We start from the raw sequence: 18,325 nt of genomic DNA, 5'->3' as shown, positions 1-18,325 counted from the left end.
AAAAATAGACGAGGTGCGAATATGAACGGATATGTATATTTAGTTGGTGCAGGACCAGGTGATGAAGGGCTTATTACAAAAAAAGCGATAGAGTGCTTAAATCGTGCAGATATCGTCTTATATGACCGCTTATTAAACCCTTCCTTTCTTAATTATACAAAAGAAACATGTGAACTTATTTATTGCGGAAAAATGCCAAAGAATCATACTATGCGTCAAGAAATGATTAACGCACACCTCCTTCAATTTGCGAAAGAAGGAAAAATCATAGTCCGCTTAAAAGGCGGAGATCCATCTATTTTTGGCCGTGTTGGTGAAGAAGCAGAAACTTTAGCATCAGCAAATATTCCATATGAAATTGTACCAGGTATTACATCTAGCATCGCCGCTAGTATCTATGCAGGTATTCCTCTCACCCACCGTGACTACAGTAATAGTGTCACTTTATTAACCGGACATGCAAAAGGTCCTTTAACCGATCATGGAAAATATAATTCATCTTACAATAGCGACACGATTGCCTACTACATGGGTATAAAAAACTTACCTACAATTTGTGAAAACTTACTACAAGCAGGAAAAAAAGAAGATACGCCAGTAGCAGTCATTGAATGGGGTACAACTGGTAAACAGCGCGTTGTCACAGGGACACTGTCTACCATTGTTTCTATTGTCAAAAACGAAAATATTTCTAATCCTTCTATGACAATTGTTGGTGATGTCGTTTCCTTACGGGATCAAATCTCTTGGAAAGAACGCAAGCCATTGCACGGCAAGAAAGTTTTATTTGCATCTGCAACAAATAAAAAAAGCGCAATAAAGCAAATGTTACAAGAGTCCGGTGCAGAAATATATCAAATTCCAACTTTCAAAAAGAAAGAATACACATTAACCTCTGAACAAATCAATATGATTTTTACCGTTGATCGTCTTGTATTTTGTTCCGCTGACAGTGTAGACATCTTAATGCAATCATGCAGTAAATATCATAAAGATATTCGTTCCTTACAGGCAGAACTTCAGTATATGAATCTTTCTATTCAAGAAAAGCTCATGCAATATGGATTGTTAAGTAAACCTGCGCAATTTTCTTCGAATTCAACGATTTATTTAGGACGAAACATTAACCGAATTGCTGTTATTCAAGAAAAAATTGGTGCCGGTTCTTATATGATGACTCATGCGTATACTATTGACGATCGCTTCGATGAAGTTCATTCTCGTATGCTTTCTGAATTCTCATGGGGAAGCATTGTGTTTGAAGGGCGTGCCTCAATTGATACATTTTTATCAGAAATAAAACGACTTGGCTTTATCGATATCCTTACTCTCCCTTTCTCGTATACCGACGTTCCAACTTTACACTATGCGAATAAAGTTGGATTTCATCATGTAGATGAGCAATTACAAAACATGATTATGAAGAAAGATTTGGTGCTGCGATGAAAGGAATTATATATGTTGGGCATGGGAGCCGGCTACAAGAAGGTAATGAACAATTCATTCATTTTGTTCAATCTGTTATAAAAGAACGTAACGAAAGAATTCAAAAAATTGCTTTCCTAGAACTAACGACACCTACCATTTCGGATGCAGTTACAGAAACATTACTAGAGGGCGCAACTGAAATAATGATTGTACCTGTTTTATTATTTGCAGCAGCTCACTATAAACGTGATATTCCTTTTGAAATAGAACAACTACAAAAGAAATATCCACAAATAACATTTTCAGTTGTACCTCCTTTTAGTACACATCCACATATGGTGGAACTTGTAGTGAAAAGAATACGTGAAGCTATGCCAATGCAAAATAGTAGTATTTTACTCGTAGGACGAGGCAGTAGTGATACACAACCGATACATGAGTTACAACAAATCGGAGCAGCCATCGAACGAAAACTTGGTATGCCAGTATCCTGTTCCTTTTTAACGAAAGGAACTCCCTCTTTTGCTGTTGAGCTCAAGGATATAACATCGACTGCGTCCCATGTATATGTCATGCCATACCTTCTCTTTACCGGATTATTACTTCAAAAAATTGAATTGCATACAAAAAAATACAATCATGTTACGACTTGTAACTGTCTTCAGTTTGATACATATATGAAACTAACATTGTTAGAACGAATGGAGGAATGCATATATGTATAACATGTACCCTCTTATGTTTAATCTACAAAATAAAGTGGTTGTTATCATTGGTGGAGGTAAAATTGCATATCGAAAAGCGTCTGGATTAAAAGATACAGGCGCTTTCGTCACTGTTGTCAGTCCAGAAATTTGCGAGGAAATGAAGGAACTTTCTTATATTACTTGGAAGCAAAAAGCTTTTAGTAATGATGATATTAAAGATGCTCACCTTATTTATGCAGCTACAAATCAACACGCTGTAAATATGATGGTCAAACAGGCCGCTCATGATTTCCAGTGGGTTAACGTTGTAAGTGATGGTACAGAATCATCTTTTCACACACCTGGCGTTATAAGAAATAATGAATATGTTGTCACTATTTCAACTTCTGGTAAAGATCCATCATTTACGAAGCGTTTGAAGCAAGAACTAACATCTATATTGCCTAAACTTATAAAAAAGATTTCTCGTACACATAAATTGTAATCTATTTCTTAGTTAAAATAGTAATTACCTTTGGACAAACGTTTTTTAGGGGACGTTTGTTCTTTTTGTTGTAGTTCCGTTCTTTTATTTCACAAGCAATCTATGAAGAAAATAAATGGTGTTTGCAACTTGTAAACAAATAAATTTCATGACAAGTGTAACATTACGAGCAACTCTTTCTATTCAGTTTTTATATTGGATATTCATTCAACCAAATTAGCGCTTGTTCATAATCATCAAAAAACTCCACGGATTCTTTTGTATTGGATTGTTGCAAATACTTCAGTATCTCTCCTTCTTCAAGAAGAAATGCAATTGCCTTACTATGATTCAAAATGGTTTCATTGAAGAACTTATCTTTCCATACTTTTTGAACAGAAAAATGATTTGGGGTATACCCTTTTCTATCCACCAACAATTTGTATTTCCGACCCTCAGAAATAAATTGCTGACAAACCTGCTCAAAATCATTAAACCATTCATACACATCCTCTGTATTAATCTGGCCAATTAGATGGGTAACAATCAAATCTCCTGAAACTATTGTGCTGATATTCTGTTTACTCAACTTTTAATCATCTCCCTTAGTGGCAATTATGCATAAAATTCTTACTTGACACTCCCACCCCATCGCTATCACCCTAAGCTCATATAACTTTAATTATAAGCGAGATTGTGTCTTTTTTTCGCAAGTCTATATGTAAATACTTTAAAGATTTCCATACGAAATAAACCCTAATAAGTTTCTTTTTTTGAATTAAGTGACTAGATTTTGAAACATGGTACAATTGTAAACGACACCCAATATATGAAAGACTGCTTTCTTCTCATATCTTTAGGACTTCTGTCCATCATTTACCGCCTCAAATCTTTTCGTTTTTGCACGTATATTCAAAACAAAATATATGATAAATAAATAACGACAGTTACTGTAATAATGCTGAAAATTGTTGAAAATAAAACGATTTGTGCATGTAATTCAGGCTCTATTTGATATTCCATAGCAATGGTTGATGTATTTCTTGAAGTAGGAAAAGAACTTGCAATAAATAACGATTGTGCAACAATACCATCGATGTTTAGTATGTATATTACAGCAAGTGCTAATAATGGTCCCATCAGTAACCTTCCAATTAAAGCCCATGTTATGACTCGATGGAAAAAATTAAGTTTAATGTTGGATAATTGCGCCCCTAGCAATATGAGTGCTATTGCAACAAAACCATTCGCAAGCTGATTAAGAGGTAGCAAGATAGAATTAGGTATTTGAATTTTAAAAGATTGAAAGAGAACCCCTAATACGAGCGCATGAAATACAGGCAGTCTTAGAAATGATTGAATAATACCTCCGATTGTTTTTGTTGCTGATAGTAAGTTATATATCCCATATGAATAAGTTAAAAGATTCTGGAAAATCACAATAAAAATCTGAATGGAAACCCCCACTGGATTGTGACTGAAAATCAATTGACTTACTGGTAACCCATAATTACCGGAATTCATTAACGAAATGCTATTTTTTAGAGCTGCACTTTCTCCTTTTTCTAACTTTAATGTTTTTGAAATGAAATGACTTACTATGATCAGACTCAGACTATAAAGCATTAAATAGTATATTATTTGGAGCAACAAACCTGTCTCTATACGAATATCATATATATTCACAAATACAGCCGCTGGCATTAAGCAATAAGTAATAAGTGTAGAAAGCTGCTTTAAGTTAAATTGGAACTTTCTTTGTAAGATTGCACCAATCAGCATTAATATTAATATTGGTAATATTACGTCTAGTATAATAAAAACAAACATTTAAAACCTCATTCTAAATATATTTTAGTTGGATTAAACACTTTACTAAATATGAATCACATTTAATTAGTCGGAAACCCCTTCAATTCTCAATAATCAGAAAACTTAAACCAATAATATGAAAATGTGCATCAAAAATTCTTATTTCATTTCCCCTCTCCTCTCTTTTCTTTAACATACCAAATATAACTCATAAAGAAAATTATGGATTATTTATACAAATTCATAATTTTATCTTATTGACCTAAACTATCTTCTTTATTTTAAGTATACTTTTTCACAATATCCATTAACCTTACCAAAAAATTTGGCCCTAAAAAAATCTGATAATGCAGTTACTATGCGAAGGATACTTGCATCAATCCTATACTTGTCGCTTAAACTACCTAACACACCTGATACTTGTTTATCTTGAGTGGACTTATATTTTTTTCATCTAAACATCCCGATTCAATTAAATATTTGCATTCTAAAAATGAGTTCGATCTTTAGAATAGATTTAAGATTTCCTTAACTAATCTGCCCTTTAATTGAATAACTTTTGACATCTTCATTTTAAAAGCACATTCTTATAGAAAATAAGCGTTTATTGAGAGATCAATAAAAACATGTTGAAGCCTATTACTAAAAGAACCATCCCAAAATACTTTGGGATGGTTCTTTTTCCTTATTAATGATTCTTTAACATCACTAACAGCTTTTCTTGACTATACATCCACACTGTAATGATTAAACAAGCAAGTGCGACTTCTGATAATGCCATAAATCCAATTGCATAATGGCCTGTTAGTTGGAATAGTAATGTTAAAATTAGGGGCGGGAAGAACCCTCCTAGTCCACCTAAAGCTGAAACGAGTCCATTTACAATACCTGCTTGTTCTGAGAAGTACATTGGAACGAGTTTAAAGATTGTACCATTACCAATGCCTGCACAAAATGCGACTAGTAAGCAACCAAATGTATACACGTTCATACTAGGCATGAATGATAAAATAATACCTGAAAGTGTTAAACCGATAAATACGAAGATTAATATTTTAAATGGATTAAACTTATCGCCGAGCCAACCACCAATCGGACGCATAATTGTTGCGAGTACGATGAATCCTGCAGTTCGCATACCAGCATCTACTTTCTCTAATCCGAAGTGAGATACTAAAAAGTTTGGTAAGTATACTGTAAATGCGACAAATGATCCGAATGTTAAAAAGTAAAAGATACATAAAAACCAAAGTTTCTCATTTTTATATACACCTTTTATTTGTTCCATTAATGGTGTATTCACCTTTTTCTCCCTACGATCACCTAATAAAAAGTTCATAAGTGCAAATGCTGCAAGTAAAACTAAATAACATTGTACTGTCGTTCTCCAGCCAACTGAAGTTGCGATAACAGGCGCTAAAAATGAAGTAATTGCTGTTCCGGCGTTACCGACACCGTAAATACCATTTACAAAACCATGACTCTCTTTCGGAAAGTATTTTGGTAAAGAAGTTACTCCTACAGAGAATACAGCACCACCGATTCCTACAAATAATCCACCAATAATTAAATCCATCATAGAATTGGCAACACTAATATAAAAGACAGGAAGTAATAATAGAATAAAACTAATAAAGAATAATTTTCTTGCTCCGAAACGATTTGTCCAATAACCAATTGGAATGCGAAGAACAGAACCTAAAATAACGGGTACTGCTGTGACCATAGAAATTTGCCCCGCAGTTAATGGGATATCCACTTTAATATAAGGCATTAATGATGATAAAATGACCCATACCATAAAACCTATAATTAGATTAGAAGTTTGTAAACTTAATTGAAAATTAGGACTTTTCATCCTGTTCCCTCCTATGTATGCATAGTTATATTCATTCTCTCCAGCCTAATCACGTCGTAACATGATTAGGTCGAAAAGAATCAACCACCACTTACTGGCGGAATCATCGCCACAGTATCACCAGTTTGAATGATGTCATTCTCATTTGCATACTCTTCATTTATAGCCACCATGATTTCATTTGAAATCGCTACGTTGTATTTCTTAATGAGTACCTTCTTTAGTTCAGCAACTGTAATATTTTCACAATCGATTTGTAATGCTGGCTTACTTACTTCTTCTTGTAAATGTGCAAATAATAGTACTTCAATCATATTCTCATCTCCTCTTCAGGCTCACCATTCTCATATGCTACATTCTCTAACTGATCACCAACCCATGATTCACCATCTTCCCAAAATTCTTTCTTCCAAATTGGAACGATTTGTTTTATACGCTCCATAATATATTCGTTCGCCTCATAGGCTGCTTTCCGATGTGGTGTAGAAACAGCGACGACAACAGCAAGATCAGAAATTTGTAATGTACCAATGCGATGTGTAATGGCGACAAATGTCCCAGGCCACCTCTCTCCTACTTCAGTACCAATTCTCTCAAGTTGTTTTTCTGCCATTGTTTTATATGCTACATACTCTAAATGTAGCGTACGACGCCCTTTCGTAAATTCTCTAACAGTACCAACGAAAGTAGTAACTGCGCCACACTCACGACGAATTACTTTGTTTGTAACTTCCTCAATTGAAATAGGTGTATCAATTACTTCATAATACGTATGTGTCATTTTGCACCTCTTATCTTTGTATAAGTTAGCAATCTATTTTCTATTATTTATATGATCGAAGCGGTTCATCCCACGGCCACTCACTTCCGACGTTTGATTCTAATAACAGTACCGAAACGATTATTCCGGCTTCAAATCCTCTCGTTCCCCCCGGCAAAACGATAAATGCATTCGCTTCTGCAAGTGAAGAAATTGCGCTAGATTTATCTAAACCAACTGGTGTAACTTGTAATTGACCATCTACAAATTCCACTCTCCCTCTTACAAAACGAGTAAACGGATTTGCTTTCGAAAAGTCTTTTTGTAAAATTGCTTCTGCACGATAAATGTGTGGATCTTTCCTATGCAAATATGTTCCAATGACTGGTCGAACATATAACTCACATCCGACATAACAAGCAGAAGGATTACCAGATAAACCAAATAGTAGTTTTCCTTCTACCTCAGCTACAGTTGTCACACTTCCTGGTCGCATCGCTATTTTGTTAAAAAGTATATTAGCTTGTAACCTCTTATGAATAGCAGGTAAATAGTCATAATCTCCTACCGAAACGCCACCAGTTGTAATTAAAATATCGACTTCTTTCATCGCTTTTTTTACAGTGTTATAACACGTCTCTAAATCATCAGCGAATTGCCCATAATACTGTACAACTCCGCCGGCTCGTTCAATTTGAGCAGCAATCATATAAGAGTTACTATTTCGAATCTTCCCTAGCTTTAATTGTTCATGTACTTCAAGCAGTTCGCTTCCTGTTGTTACAATTCCAATAACCGGCTGTTTTATAACATGTACGGAACTATAACCAAACGTAGCAAGAAGCGCTGCTACTCCAGGATTAATAACAGTCCCTTTTTTCACAAGGATGCTATTTTGGTTTACATCTTCTCCTTTAAAAGAAATGTTATCGCCAGAAGAGAAAGAGCGTTTTAATACCATATAAATCTTTTCGTTTTCTTCAAATCCTTCCGTTAGCTCTAACATAACAACCGCATTACACCCTTCCGGAATTGCGGCACCTGTCATAATACGGACAGCTTGAAATTCTTTCACTTCTTCTGTAAAAACAAAGCCTGCTCCAATTTCGCCAATTACTTCAAATTGAATGGGGTTACTACTACTCGCTTCTTTTGTATCTTCCGCTCGAATCGCAAACCCGTCGTATGGAGAGCGATCAAAATGCGGAACATCATGATCTGCAATAACATCTTCTCCAAGTGTTCTACCGTAGCTTTCTATAAGAGAAACCTTTTCCATTTCACCTTGGTAGGCATATTTCATTACACGAGCAACTGCTTCTGCTACTGGAATTGGTATACGTTTATCTAACATTCTTTTTCACCTCGTTTTAATAAGGAAAAAACGATTTTTCTGTTCATCCTATATATTTGGCGTATAATCGTTTTGCTATTTTCACATCATTTGTCCCATGAATAAATGCCCTACCGTCTATAAATAAAACAAAACGATATTCATCAACTAGAAATGATAGTAAGTAAGGCGTTTTTTTGACATGTACACTTTTTTGTAATCGTTTTTGAATTTCGGTTAAATTAAGATTTCTCTTTATTCCTGAACGGATTTGAACTGTATTCCGTCCGCATAACACTTCCGTTTTCATTTGCGCTTCAAATATTAAGCTTGGATACGTTCGTGATTTCCCACAAGAAGGACATGTACTTTTCTTCTGTCTATTTACTTTTAATGAGAGATATTGATTGTTCCAAATATCAAATGACAACATCGTCCCTCTTAATGATTCATAATCACCCACCAATATTTTCATCGCCTCTGTAACTTGGTGAGCAACGACCATTTGTACAGCTGGCTGAATGATTCCGGCTGTATCGCATGTTGCACCGCCCATAGGATGATCCATTAGACAGCGAAAACATGGTGTTTTCCCAGGAAGAATTGTATACGTTACACCGTAACTCCCAATACATCCGCCATATATCCAAGGTATATTTTCTTTTTGTGAAATGTCATTTATAAGTAGACGCGTATCGAAATTGTCAGTCGCATCTAATATGAGATCCACATCTTTTGTTAACTCTTCTATTTCTCGCATTGTGACATCTGTTACAACTGGTACAATTTCCACTTCAGAATTAATCTTTCTTACATGTTCTGCTGCTGCAATTGCTTTTAGTTTACACTGCTGCGCATCTTCTTCTGTATATAACTGCTGCCGCTGTAAATTACTCCATTCGACGTAGTCACGATCAGCAATTGTCAATTTCCCAATTCCCATCCTAGCAAGTGCTTCTGCATTCGCAGCTCCTAGCGCACCCGCACCGATTAGGAGCACATGCTTTTCTCTTATTTTTCTTTGTCCCATTTCACCAATTCCAGAAAAAAACACTTGTCTTGAATAACGCTCTTGCATAAGAAATCCTCCTTTCACTATCCACCAATGTAAGACATTTCAACTTTTGGACGTTTACTTGTATTCTCAACCGTTCTTTCATCTGAATATCGATCTGTTCTATATCGCCATGTATCATTTAAAATTTTTAATAGTGATGCATCAGAAATATTTTCTCGAAGAAGCGTTCGCAAATCCGTTCCTTTCGCTCCAAATAGGCATGTGAAAAACTTGCCGTCTGCCGAAATACGAGCTCTCGTACAAGAAGAACAAAATGACTCAGAAACAGAAGTAATAAATCCAACTTCTGCATTACTCCCTACATATCGATACAATTTCGCAACCTCTCCAAAATAACGAGGCTGAGCGGGCTCAATTGGATATACACGATTAATTTTCTCTATTAATTGTTCCTTCGTAATGACTTCTTCAAAATTCCATCCGTTTGTACTGCCTACATCCATAAACTCAATGAAACGGAGCTGAATTTCTTTTTCTTTAAAATAACGCGCCATATGAAGAATTTGACTATCATTCATCCCTTTTTTTACGACCATATTTACCTTTACTTCTAATCCAGCAGCATTTGCTGCTTCTATTCCTTTCAGTACAGGTTTTGTACTTACATTTCTTCCGTTAATTTTTTTGAAGACATGGTCCTCTATCGCATCTAAACTAATATTTACACGTTTTAATCCCGCGTCTTTTAGCGCCTTAGCTTGTTTTGCTAAATGAATTCCGTTTGTTGTGAGTCCAATGTCTTTTAAGCCTTCTAGATTTGTAAGTCTTGCAATTAATTTCGGTAAGTCTTTACGCAATAAAGGTTCACCGCCAGTAAGCCTAATTTTATTAACTCCCATACTTATAAATAATCTAGCTAACCTTTCTATTTCATTAAATGTTAATAAACACTCTTCCTGTAAAAAAGCATAATCAGGTCCGAACACTTCAGCAGGCATACAATATGTGCACCTAAAATTACAACGATCAATAACTGAAATGCGTAAATCTTGAAGTGGCCGCTTTAAAGAATCTTTCATGTTCTCGTGCATCTATATCCCTTCTTTTCTGCTGCAATCCTTAGTAAGTTTTCATTTTTTTATTTGCCTTCATTATAAAAAAGAAGCTACATATTCAATGTGACTTTTCTCACATCACTTTCCCCATTCAAAAAATTTTCACAAATCTGTTCGCATTTTGTTCACATCTTTAGCTACTCCTCCTTACGGTCATTGAAATTTCAATTTATTTTTAAATAGCTCTTGCATTTTCATCATACTTACACTCAAAATAGGAAATGTATTGCTTATAAGAAGAAAGGTGATCACTGTGGCAAACAGTATGACATTATCTCAAGATTTAAAAGAATTACTTGCATCTGTTGAATATAAAATGCAGATAAAAAAAGGTAGTTTTATTTTTCAAGAAGGTATGGAGGCAACAGAACTCTATATCATTCACTCAGGGAAAGTACAAATTAGTAAACTTAGTGCTGACGGACAAGAATTAACACTTCGAATTTGTTCGGAATATGACATTATTGGAGAATTAACATTGTTCACGGATAATGCAAAATATTTATTAAACTCAAAATGTCTTGAAGATGTTGAAGTAGGTGTAATAAAACGTGAAGCGTTAGAAAAAGCATTACTCCAAAAACCCGCTCTTGTATTTGAATTTATGAAATGGATTAGTGAACATTTAAGAAGAATGCAAACGAAGTTCCGAGATTTAGTATTACACGGCAAAAAAGGTGCCCTGTACTCTACTCTTATACGAATGACAAATAGTTACGGTGTATTAAAAGAAAATGGTATTCTCATCGATTTACCATTAACGAATCAAGAACTCGCTAATTTCTGTGCAACTTCACGTGAAAGTGTAAATCGAATGTTAAATGAATTAAAAAAGCAAGGTACAATTTCAATTCATAAAGGAAAGATTACAATCCACGATTTACAATTTTTAAAATGTGAAATTGCTTGTGAAGATTGCTCTGCTTCTGTTTGTAGCATTGATTAGCATCTTATTTAGATGCTAATCTTTTTTCAATTTAAACTACTTATTAACGTTTATTCCCTATGTAAACAAAAACGAGGCCTTCCATATTAGACCTCGTTTCGTTTTAACCATTAGCTCCTATCCGTTTACAGCAGTATTATTTTTTCAACTCATTAGGAATACGTCTTCTGTAAATCACATAACTACGGCTTACATATTTAATTGGGGCACTAAATACATGTACAAGTCTTGTAAATGGCCACACTGCGAAAAGCCCCATCCCTGCGAGAATGTGAATTTTAAACCATATTGGTACTTCCATCATATATTCAACTTTCGGTTGGAAAATAAAGAGACTTCGGAACCAAGGGCCAATCGTTGTACGATAATCAAATCCTTTTGAATCGATATTTAAAAATGTTGAAGAAAGCCCTGCTAGCATTACGATAAGTAATAAAATAAGCGCAATATAATCTCCCTTTGTACTCGTTGCAATGATACGTTTTACAGTTACGCGGCGGTACGTTAATATAATTAAACCGATAATAGAAGCAACACCTGCCGGAAGTCCGAAACTAATTGCTACTACATGATACATATGCTCAGAGATACCTATTGAACGGTATACAGCTTCTGGAATTAAAATTCCCATAACATGACCGCCAATTACGAACATGATCCCAAAGTGGAATAATAGACTCCCGACCCGGAGCATCTTCTTTTCTAATAGTTCACTAGATTTTGATGTCCATCCAAATTGATCATAGTTGTATCTAAAAATATGTCCACCGATAAAGATTGCAAAAATGATATAGGGAAACAATACCCATAGAAATTGATCCATCATTTTAACAACTCTCCTTTCTAATTTGTCTGTACACCCCATGTTTCGATAGCGAGTAGAACAGCCGCAAGAATTGGTTCATACATACTGTCTGCTTCTTTTAATTGAACGTGTAACGCTTGTATATTCTCCGTGTATTTACTCATAATTGGTTCACTGTCTATCTCATTTGCATTTGCAAAGAACTCAAGCAATAGCGGTAAATAATCAGGTAATTCTTTATCTGTTACTTCAAAACCAGATTTTTTATAATGCTGTTTTAACTCCAGTAATTCAATACCTCTTTCTCTTTGTTCACCAGTGTTCATATAAGTAAGATACATATTTGTTTTCTTACCAAAATCGAATGTATATACGTAACTATCAATGAGTTGATCATTCGTTTTATCTAGCGCTTGCTTTATAAAGGCTGTAAGTGACGCTTTAACGTCTTCCTGTTCTATTGTTTCAACCTCTTCTTGCAATTCAGTTACAGCTTCTCTCCACCCTAGTTCAGGATAGGAGAGAAGAAAAGAAGAACAAGAAAAAGCTGTTTGTAAACTTTGTCTCATAATTTTCTGCCCCCTTTATTTAAGAAATTGTCATACAAGAGCCTGGACCACCTGTGAATGATAAACCACAGCTTCCTTGTTCGCTATATAAATCTGCCACTTGTTCACGGTGAGATGTCGGGATAACGAAGCGATCTTTATATTTCGCAATGGCAAGAAGACGATACATATCTTCTACATCCTGTTTCGTTAAACCAAGTTCTTTTAATACAGCTTCATTTGGCTCTTTATTAATTTGCAGTGCTCTCATATATGTTCGCATAACAGCCATTTTTTTCAATGTAAGACGAATGTGTGATTCATCCCCTGTAGTGAGTAAATTCGCTAAATATTGAATTGGAATACGCATATTATCAATTGCAGGGAAAACCTCTTCTGCTTGCCAGTTACTACCTTTCCCTTCCACCATGTTCATAATTGGGCTAAGCGGAGGGATATACCAAACCATCGGCATTGTACGATACTCCGGGTGAAGAGGCAGAGCAATTTTCCAATCGATAATCATTTTATAGATAGGTGACTGTTGTGCTGCTTTAATCCATTCTTCAGGAATGCCTTGTTTTTTCGCTTCAGCTGCTATTTCTGGATCATTTGGATCTAGGAAAACAGTAAGCTGCGATTCATATAAATCTTTTTCGTCTTCAACAGAAGCTGCTTCTTTTACTTTATCAGCGTCATATAGCATTACTCCAATATACCTGATACGTCCTACACATGTTTCTGAACAAATTGTTGGCATACCAGCTTCAATACGTGGGAAGCACATTGTACATTTTTCAGCTTTATTCGTTTGCCAGTTAAAATACACTTTTTTATATGGACAAGATGATACGCAGAATCTCCATGCGCGACATGCATTTTGATCTACAAGAACAATTCCATCTTCTTCACGCTTATACATCGCACCAGATGGACAAGATGATACGCAAGATGGATTCATACAATGTTCACATATGCGTGGTAAATACATCATAAAGACGTTTTCAAAATCTGTTTTAATTTCTTCTTCCATTTTCTTTACGTTTGGATCTTGCAATCCAGTTATATGTCCGCCTGCTAAGTCATCTTCCCAGTTTGGACCCCATTCAATTTTGTCGATAAATTCGCCTGTAATTGCTGATTTCGGACGAGCAACTGGCTGATGCTTACGCTGCGGACTATTTGTTAACGTTTCATAATCATAGTTCCAAGGTTCAAAGTAATCATCAATCGTTGGTTGATCTGGATTGTGGAAAATATTCATAAGACGTTTCATTTTCGAACCGGATTTTAGCTGAATTTCACCATTTTTCAATTCCCAGCCGCCTTTATATTTCTCCTGATCTTCCCATTGTTTCGGATAACCAATACCTGGTTTCGTTTCTACGTTATTGAAATACATATATTCAGCACCTGGACGATTTGTCCAGGTGTTTTTGCATGTTACGCTACAAGTATGACAGCCGATGCATTTATCTAGGTTCATTACCATTCCGACTTGTGCTTTAATCTTCAAGCCAATCTACCTCCTTCAGTTTACGGATTACAACATTTAAATCACGCTGGTTCCCAGTTGGACCATAATAGTTAAATCCATAACTTAATTGACCATATCCACCAATCATATGTGTCGGTTTTACGTGAATTCGAGTTGGACTATTATGCGTTCCCCCGCGATTACTTGTTAATTTCGTACCAGGTACGTTAATGTGACGATCTTGCGCATGATGCATAAATGCCATTCCTCTCGGTATACGGTGCGTTACAACAGCACGCGCTACAACAACACCGTTACGATTAAAGCACTCAATCCAATCATTATCTGCAACACCCGCTTCAGCAGCGTCCTCTTTATTCATCCAAACAGTTGGACCACCTCTAAATAGCGTTAACATCGGTAATGAATCGAAGTACATACTATGAATCGACCACTTATTATGCGGTGTTAAATAGTTTAATGTAATTTCTTTCCCTTCTACTTCAGGTCGTGATTTACGGAACGGTTTATGTTGCAGAATTGGTTTAAATGTTGCCATCGTTTCACCAAATTCTTTCATCATGTCATGGTCTAAGTAGAAAGATTGTCGACCAGTTATCGTTCTCCAAGGGATGAGACGTTCCACATTTGTTGTAAACGGTGAGTAACGTCGTCCACCTTTTTCTGAACCTGTAAAGGCCGGAGAAGTAATTACTGTTTTCGGTTGTGCTGTAATTTGTTCGAATGTAAAGCATTCTTCTTCACGTTCTTCTGCTAAATCACGTAGTTTTAAATCTGTTTGTTTTTCAAGTGCTTCCCATGCTTTTACTGCCATATGACCGTTTGTTGTAGAAGATAGTGTTAATACCGCTTCAGCAGCATTGATTGCTTCTTTGATGTCTGGACAACCTTTCGCGATAGAATCCGTTCGAACGACTCCTAATTTGCTCTTTAATTGCTCATACTCTTTTTCTGCTGACCAAGAGATCCCTTTCGTACCAATCGGTTGTTTTCCGGCATTTGGTCCAAGCGCAGTCATTTTGTCATAAATCGTTTTATAATCCCTTTCAACAACGTGAATTTGTGGCATCGTTTTACCCGGGATTGGTTCACATTCACCTTTACTCCAATCTTTAATCTTGCCAAGTGGTTGCGCTAATTCTTGCGGTGTATCATGAAGAAGTGGTGTTGCAACAACTTCTTTCATTGGTTCAAGATCAATTTTCTTCGCTAAATCTGACACAGCTTTAGAAAGTGAAGTGAAAATATCCCAGTCAGAGCGCGCTTCCCACGGTGAACCGATTGCCGGATTAAATGGATGTACAAATGGATGCATATCTGTACTGCTTAAATCGTGTTTTTCGTACCAAGTTGAAGCAGGTAAGACGATATCAGAATACAGTGCTGTTCCAGCCATACGGAAATCTAAATTAATGAGTAAATCAAGCTTCCCTTCTGGCGCTTCTTCATGCCACTTTATTTCTTCTGGTCGTAATGAATCACTGTCGTCATTCATTAACCCGTTTGTTGTACCTAATAAATGTTTTAAGAAATATTCATGTCCTTTACCAGAACTCGAAATTAAATTCGCACGCCATACGAATAAATTGCGCGGGAAGTTGTTATTGTTATCTGGATCTTCAATCGCAAATTTCAGTTCTTTTTCTTTTAATTTTTGTGCAACATATTTTCCGATTTCTTCTTGCGTTGTTGCACCAGCAGCAACAGCCTCTTTATATAATTCAATTCCATTTTTCTCGAATGTTGGATAAGAAGGTAACCAGCCAAGTCGTGCAGCTAATACGTTGTAATCACCGTGATGTTGATAACGAGAGTTACCTTCAACTGGTGATGCTAAATGTCCAACAGGTGTATCTTCATAACGCCATTGATCTGTTACGAAATAGAAGAAGGATGTACCGTTTTGTAATTTCGGTGGACCTTGCCAATCTTTTGCCATCGCGATTGTTTGCCATCCTTCTGCTGGTCTTAATTTTTCTTGACCAACATAATGAGCCCAACCACCGCCGTTTACACCTTGTGCTCCAACGAGAAGAACAAGATTTAAAACGGCGCGATAAATCGTATCAGAGTTAAACCAATGGTTAATACCCGCTCCGACAATTATCATTGAGCGACCATTCGTATCAACAGCATTTTGTGCGAACTCACGAGCGATTTGAATAATAAGCTCACGTTTTACTCCTGTCATTTTCTCTTGCCATGCAGGTGTAAACGGTATGTCATCATTGAAGTCTTTCGGTTCTTGTCCGCCAAGCCCGCGGTTCACACCGTAATTTGCTAACGTTAAGTCGTATACAGTTGTAACGAACAATTCGCCCTCTTCTGTCATAACCTTTTTCACTGGAATCGTACGTTCTAATATTTTGTTTCCATCATCAGAGAAGTACGGAATTTGTACAGTTTGAACACTATCCTCCATTCCAAGTAAAGAAAGACGTGGATCAATCTTTTCACCTGTTTCTTCATCTTCTAAACGCAAGTTCCATTTCTTTTCATTATCCCAACGTGACCCCATTGTGCCGTGAGGTGTTGCAAAATCATTCGTATTCTCGTTCCAAAGAACAGGTTTCCATTCCCCTAACTTCGTTTCTCGTCCAATATCAGAAGCATTTAAGAACCGATCAGCAACGAATTGATCTCCTTTTTGTTTCAATGTGACAAAGAAAGGAAAATCAGTATATTGCTTCGCATACTTTGTGAAATATTCCACTTGATTATCTACGTAAAATTCTTGTAAGATTACATGCCCCATTGCCATCGCAAGTGCACCGTCTGTACCTTGTTTCACACTAATCCAATCATCCGCAAACTTTGTTGATTCAGCGAAATCAGGACTGACAGAAACGACTTTCGTTCCTTTATATCGAACCTCTGCTAAAAAGTGTGCATCTGGTGTTCTCGTCATTGGTACATTTGAACCCCATGTCATAATGTACCCAGAGTTATACCAGTCACTACTTTCCGGTACATCTGTTTGATCGCCCCAAATTTGAGGAGAAGCTGGTGGTAAATCCGCATACCAATCATAGAAGCTAAGCATCGGTCCACCCATAAGTTGCATAAAGCGACTACCAGCAGCATGACTTAACATCGACATAGCTGGAATTGGTGAAAAGCCAACATTTCGATCTGGCCCGTATTTAATTACTGTATAAAGTAGAGAGGCTGAAACGAGTTGTAATACTTCATCCCAATTCGCACGAATGAATCCCCCTTTACCACGCGCCTGCTTATACGTACGTGCCTTTTCACGGTTTTCCACAATGCTTTTCCAAGCCTCTAATGGTGACTCGTTATTTTGCAATTCTTCTTGCCACATATTCCAAAGAACACCACGTACATACGGGTATTTCACACGAAGTGGACTATAAATGTACCAAGAAAAACTTGCTCCACGTGGGCATCCTCGCGGTTCAAAATCTGGCATATCAGGACCTGTAGTCGGATAGTTAAGCTCCTGCCCTTCCCAAGTTACAATTCCATCTTTCACATATATATTCCAGCTACATGAACCAGTACAGTTCACGCCGTGTGTAGAACGAATTACTTTATCATGCTGCCAACGCTTTCTGTACACATTTTCCCATTCGCGATCTTCATATGTTTCTTGTGTATGATTATCGTTATAACGATCTATTGGTGAAAAATATTTTAAACGTCTCATTAGTGCTGAAGTTTTTTTCTTCATACTGTTCACTCCTTTAATACGTCTCTCTTACATACCCTTACTATAAGAGAGGTTGTAAAATACAGATGTGACATTTCGCACAGTTCAAGAGATTGTCAAAAATTTATTAGAGAATAAGTTTGTGAGAAAACCTTTTGTTCCGTTGTGAAGGTTATGGTTAATCGTGATTATTAGGAGAATGGTATTTTGAGGTATCGACTATTTTGCAAAAGAAAAAGAGTTTTGATATTATTTCAAAACTGCTATAAGGAAAAGAGTATAAATTGTATGTAAAAAAATTTTTCCCAATGTTATTATTTTATATCGAGTCTGATTTTACATAAAACTACAAATCATTATTTAC

Annotated in this window: 16 protein-coding genes and 1 pseudogene; 4 read left to right on the top strand and 13 right to left on the bottom strand. The window is 36.2% G+C overall.

The window, feature by feature from the left end:
• Positions 1-21 precede the first annotated feature (21 nt).
• From HFD78_RS14220 to HFD78_RS14210, 3 genes are read left to right on the top strand one after another with little or no spacing between them, the layout of a single operon-like run.
• Positions 22-1,446: a uroporphyrin-III C-methyltransferase gene (locus HFD78_RS14220; protein WP_001014970.1), complete on the top strand. Its 1,425-nt coding sequence runs from the start codon at positions 22-24 to the stop codon at positions 1,444-1,446.
• A complete protein-coding gene (locus HFD78_RS14215) occupies positions 1,443-2,153 on the top strand; it encodes a sirohydrochlorin chelatase (protein ID WP_000676191.1) in 711 nt (236 codons plus the stop codon). Before HFD78_RS14220 ends, HFD78_RS14215 begins: the two co-directional genes overlap by 4 nt.
• Positions 2,146-2,619, top strand: coding sequence for a precorrin-2 dehydrogenase (locus HFD78_RS14210; protein WP_000282595.1), 474 nt, complete (start codon positions 2,146-2,148; stop codon positions 2,617-2,619). The genes HFD78_RS14215 and HFD78_RS14210 overlap by 8 nt, the downstream gene beginning before the upstream one ends.
• 190 nt (positions 2,620-2,809) lie before the next feature.
• On the opposite strand, the gene HFD78_RS14205 is transcribed toward HFD78_RS14210, so the two are convergent.
• The 9 genes and pseudogenes from HFD78_RS14205 to moaA form a co-directional block, all read right to left on the bottom strand.
• Complete coding sequence (locus tag HFD78_RS14205; protein WP_000043362.1) at positions 2,810-3,187, bottom strand: STAS/SEC14 domain-containing protein; 378 nt, start codon at positions 3,185-3,187, stop codon at positions 2,810-2,812.
• Positions 3,188-3,510: 323 nt separating this feature from the next.
• On the bottom strand, positions 3,511-4,428 hold the full coding sequence (locus HFD78_RS14200; RefSeq protein WP_000497500.1) for an AEC family transporter: 918 nt from the start codon (positions 4,426-4,428) through the stop codon (positions 3,511-3,513).
• A gap of 303 nt (positions 4,429-4,731) precedes the next feature.
• Positions 4,732-4,860, bottom strand: a pseudogene (locus tag HFD78_RS14195) (PspC domain-containing protein); the annotation flags it as partial.
• A 238-nt stretch (positions 4,861-5,098) separates the two neighbouring features.
• On the bottom strand, positions 5,099-6,268 hold the full coding sequence (narK, locus tag HFD78_RS14190; protein WP_000841858.1) for a nitrate transporter NarK: 1,170 nt from the start codon (positions 6,266-6,268) through the stop codon (positions 5,099-5,101).
• 80 nt (positions 6,269-6,348) lie between these two features.
• Positions 6,349-6,582, bottom strand: a complete 234-nt coding sequence (gene moaD / locus HFD78_RS14185) for a molybdopterin converting factor subunit 1 (RefSeq protein ID WP_000573682.1) — start codon at positions 6,580-6,582, stop codon at positions 6,349-6,351.
• On the bottom strand, positions 6,579-7,049 hold the full coding sequence (locus tag HFD78_RS14180; protein ID WP_000149980.1) for a molybdenum cofactor biosynthesis protein MoaE: 471 nt from the start codon (positions 7,047-7,049) through the stop codon (positions 6,579-6,581). Before HFD78_RS14180 ends, moaD begins: the two co-directional genes overlap by 4 nt.
• A 43-nt stretch (positions 7,050-7,092) precedes the next feature.
• Positions 7,093-8,382: a molybdopterin molybdotransferase MoeA gene (locus HFD78_RS14175; protein WP_000884819.1), complete on the bottom strand. Its 1,290-nt coding sequence runs from the start codon at positions 8,380-8,382 to the stop codon at positions 7,093-7,095.
• Positions 8,383-8,425: 43 nt separating this feature from the next.
• Positions 8,426-9,439: a molybdopterin-synthase adenylyltransferase MoeB gene (locus HFD78_RS14170; protein WP_001158116.1), complete on the bottom strand. Its 1,014-nt coding sequence runs from the start codon at positions 9,437-9,439 to the stop codon at positions 8,426-8,428.
• A 17-nt stretch (positions 9,440-9,456) separates the two neighbouring features.
• Entirely contained in the window at positions 9,457-10,470 is a 1,014-nt protein-coding gene (moaA, locus tag HFD78_RS14165) for a GTP 3',8-cyclase MoaA (protein WP_000545029.1), read from the bottom strand.
• A gap of 277 nt (positions 10,471-10,747) precedes the next feature.
• Between moaA and HFD78_RS14160 the strand changes: the two genes are divergently transcribed.
• Entirely contained in the window at positions 10,748-11,440 is a 693-nt protein-coding gene (locus tag HFD78_RS14160; RefSeq protein WP_000013866.1) for a Crp/Fnr family transcriptional regulator, read from the top strand.
• 136 nt (positions 11,441-11,576) lie between these two features.
• On the opposite strand, the gene narI is transcribed toward HFD78_RS14160, so the two are convergent.
• From narI to HFD78_RS14140, 4 genes are read right to left on the bottom strand one after another with little or no spacing between them, the layout of a single operon-like run.
• Positions 11,577-12,266, bottom strand: a complete 690-nt coding sequence (gene narI / locus HFD78_RS14155) for a respiratory nitrate reductase subunit gamma (RefSeq protein WP_000969225.1) — start codon at positions 12,264-12,266, stop codon at positions 11,577-11,579.
• Positions 12,267-12,283: 17 nt separating this feature from the next.
• On the bottom strand, positions 12,284-12,814 hold the full coding sequence (narJ, locus tag HFD78_RS14150; protein WP_001249923.1) for a nitrate reductase molybdenum cofactor assembly chaperone: 531 nt from the start codon (positions 12,812-12,814) through the stop codon (positions 12,284-12,286).
• Positions 12,815-12,833: 19 nt separating this feature from the next.
• The gene (gene narH, locus HFD78_RS14145) at positions 12,834-14,309 is read right to left on the bottom strand and encodes a nitrate reductase subunit beta (protein ID WP_000692665.1); all 1,476 of its coding nucleotides are present in this window, start codon (positions 14,307-14,309) and stop codon (positions 12,834-12,836) included.
• Positions 14,299-17,982, bottom strand: a complete 3,684-nt coding sequence (locus tag HFD78_RS14140; RefSeq protein WP_000730780.1) for a nitrate reductase subunit alpha — start codon at positions 17,980-17,982, stop codon at positions 14,299-14,301. Before HFD78_RS14140 ends, narH begins: the two co-directional genes overlap by 11 nt.
• Positions 17,983-18,325 lie beyond the last annotated feature (343 nt).

It is taken from the genome of Bacillus sp. EKM501B (genome assembly GCF_011800505.1).
Taxonomy (GTDB): Bacteria; Bacillota; Bacilli; order Bacillales; family Bacillaceae_G; genus Bacillus_A; species Bacillus_A cereus.
Note: the sequence above shows the minus strand (reverse complement) of the source record. Positions and strands in the feature narration are given on the sequence as shown.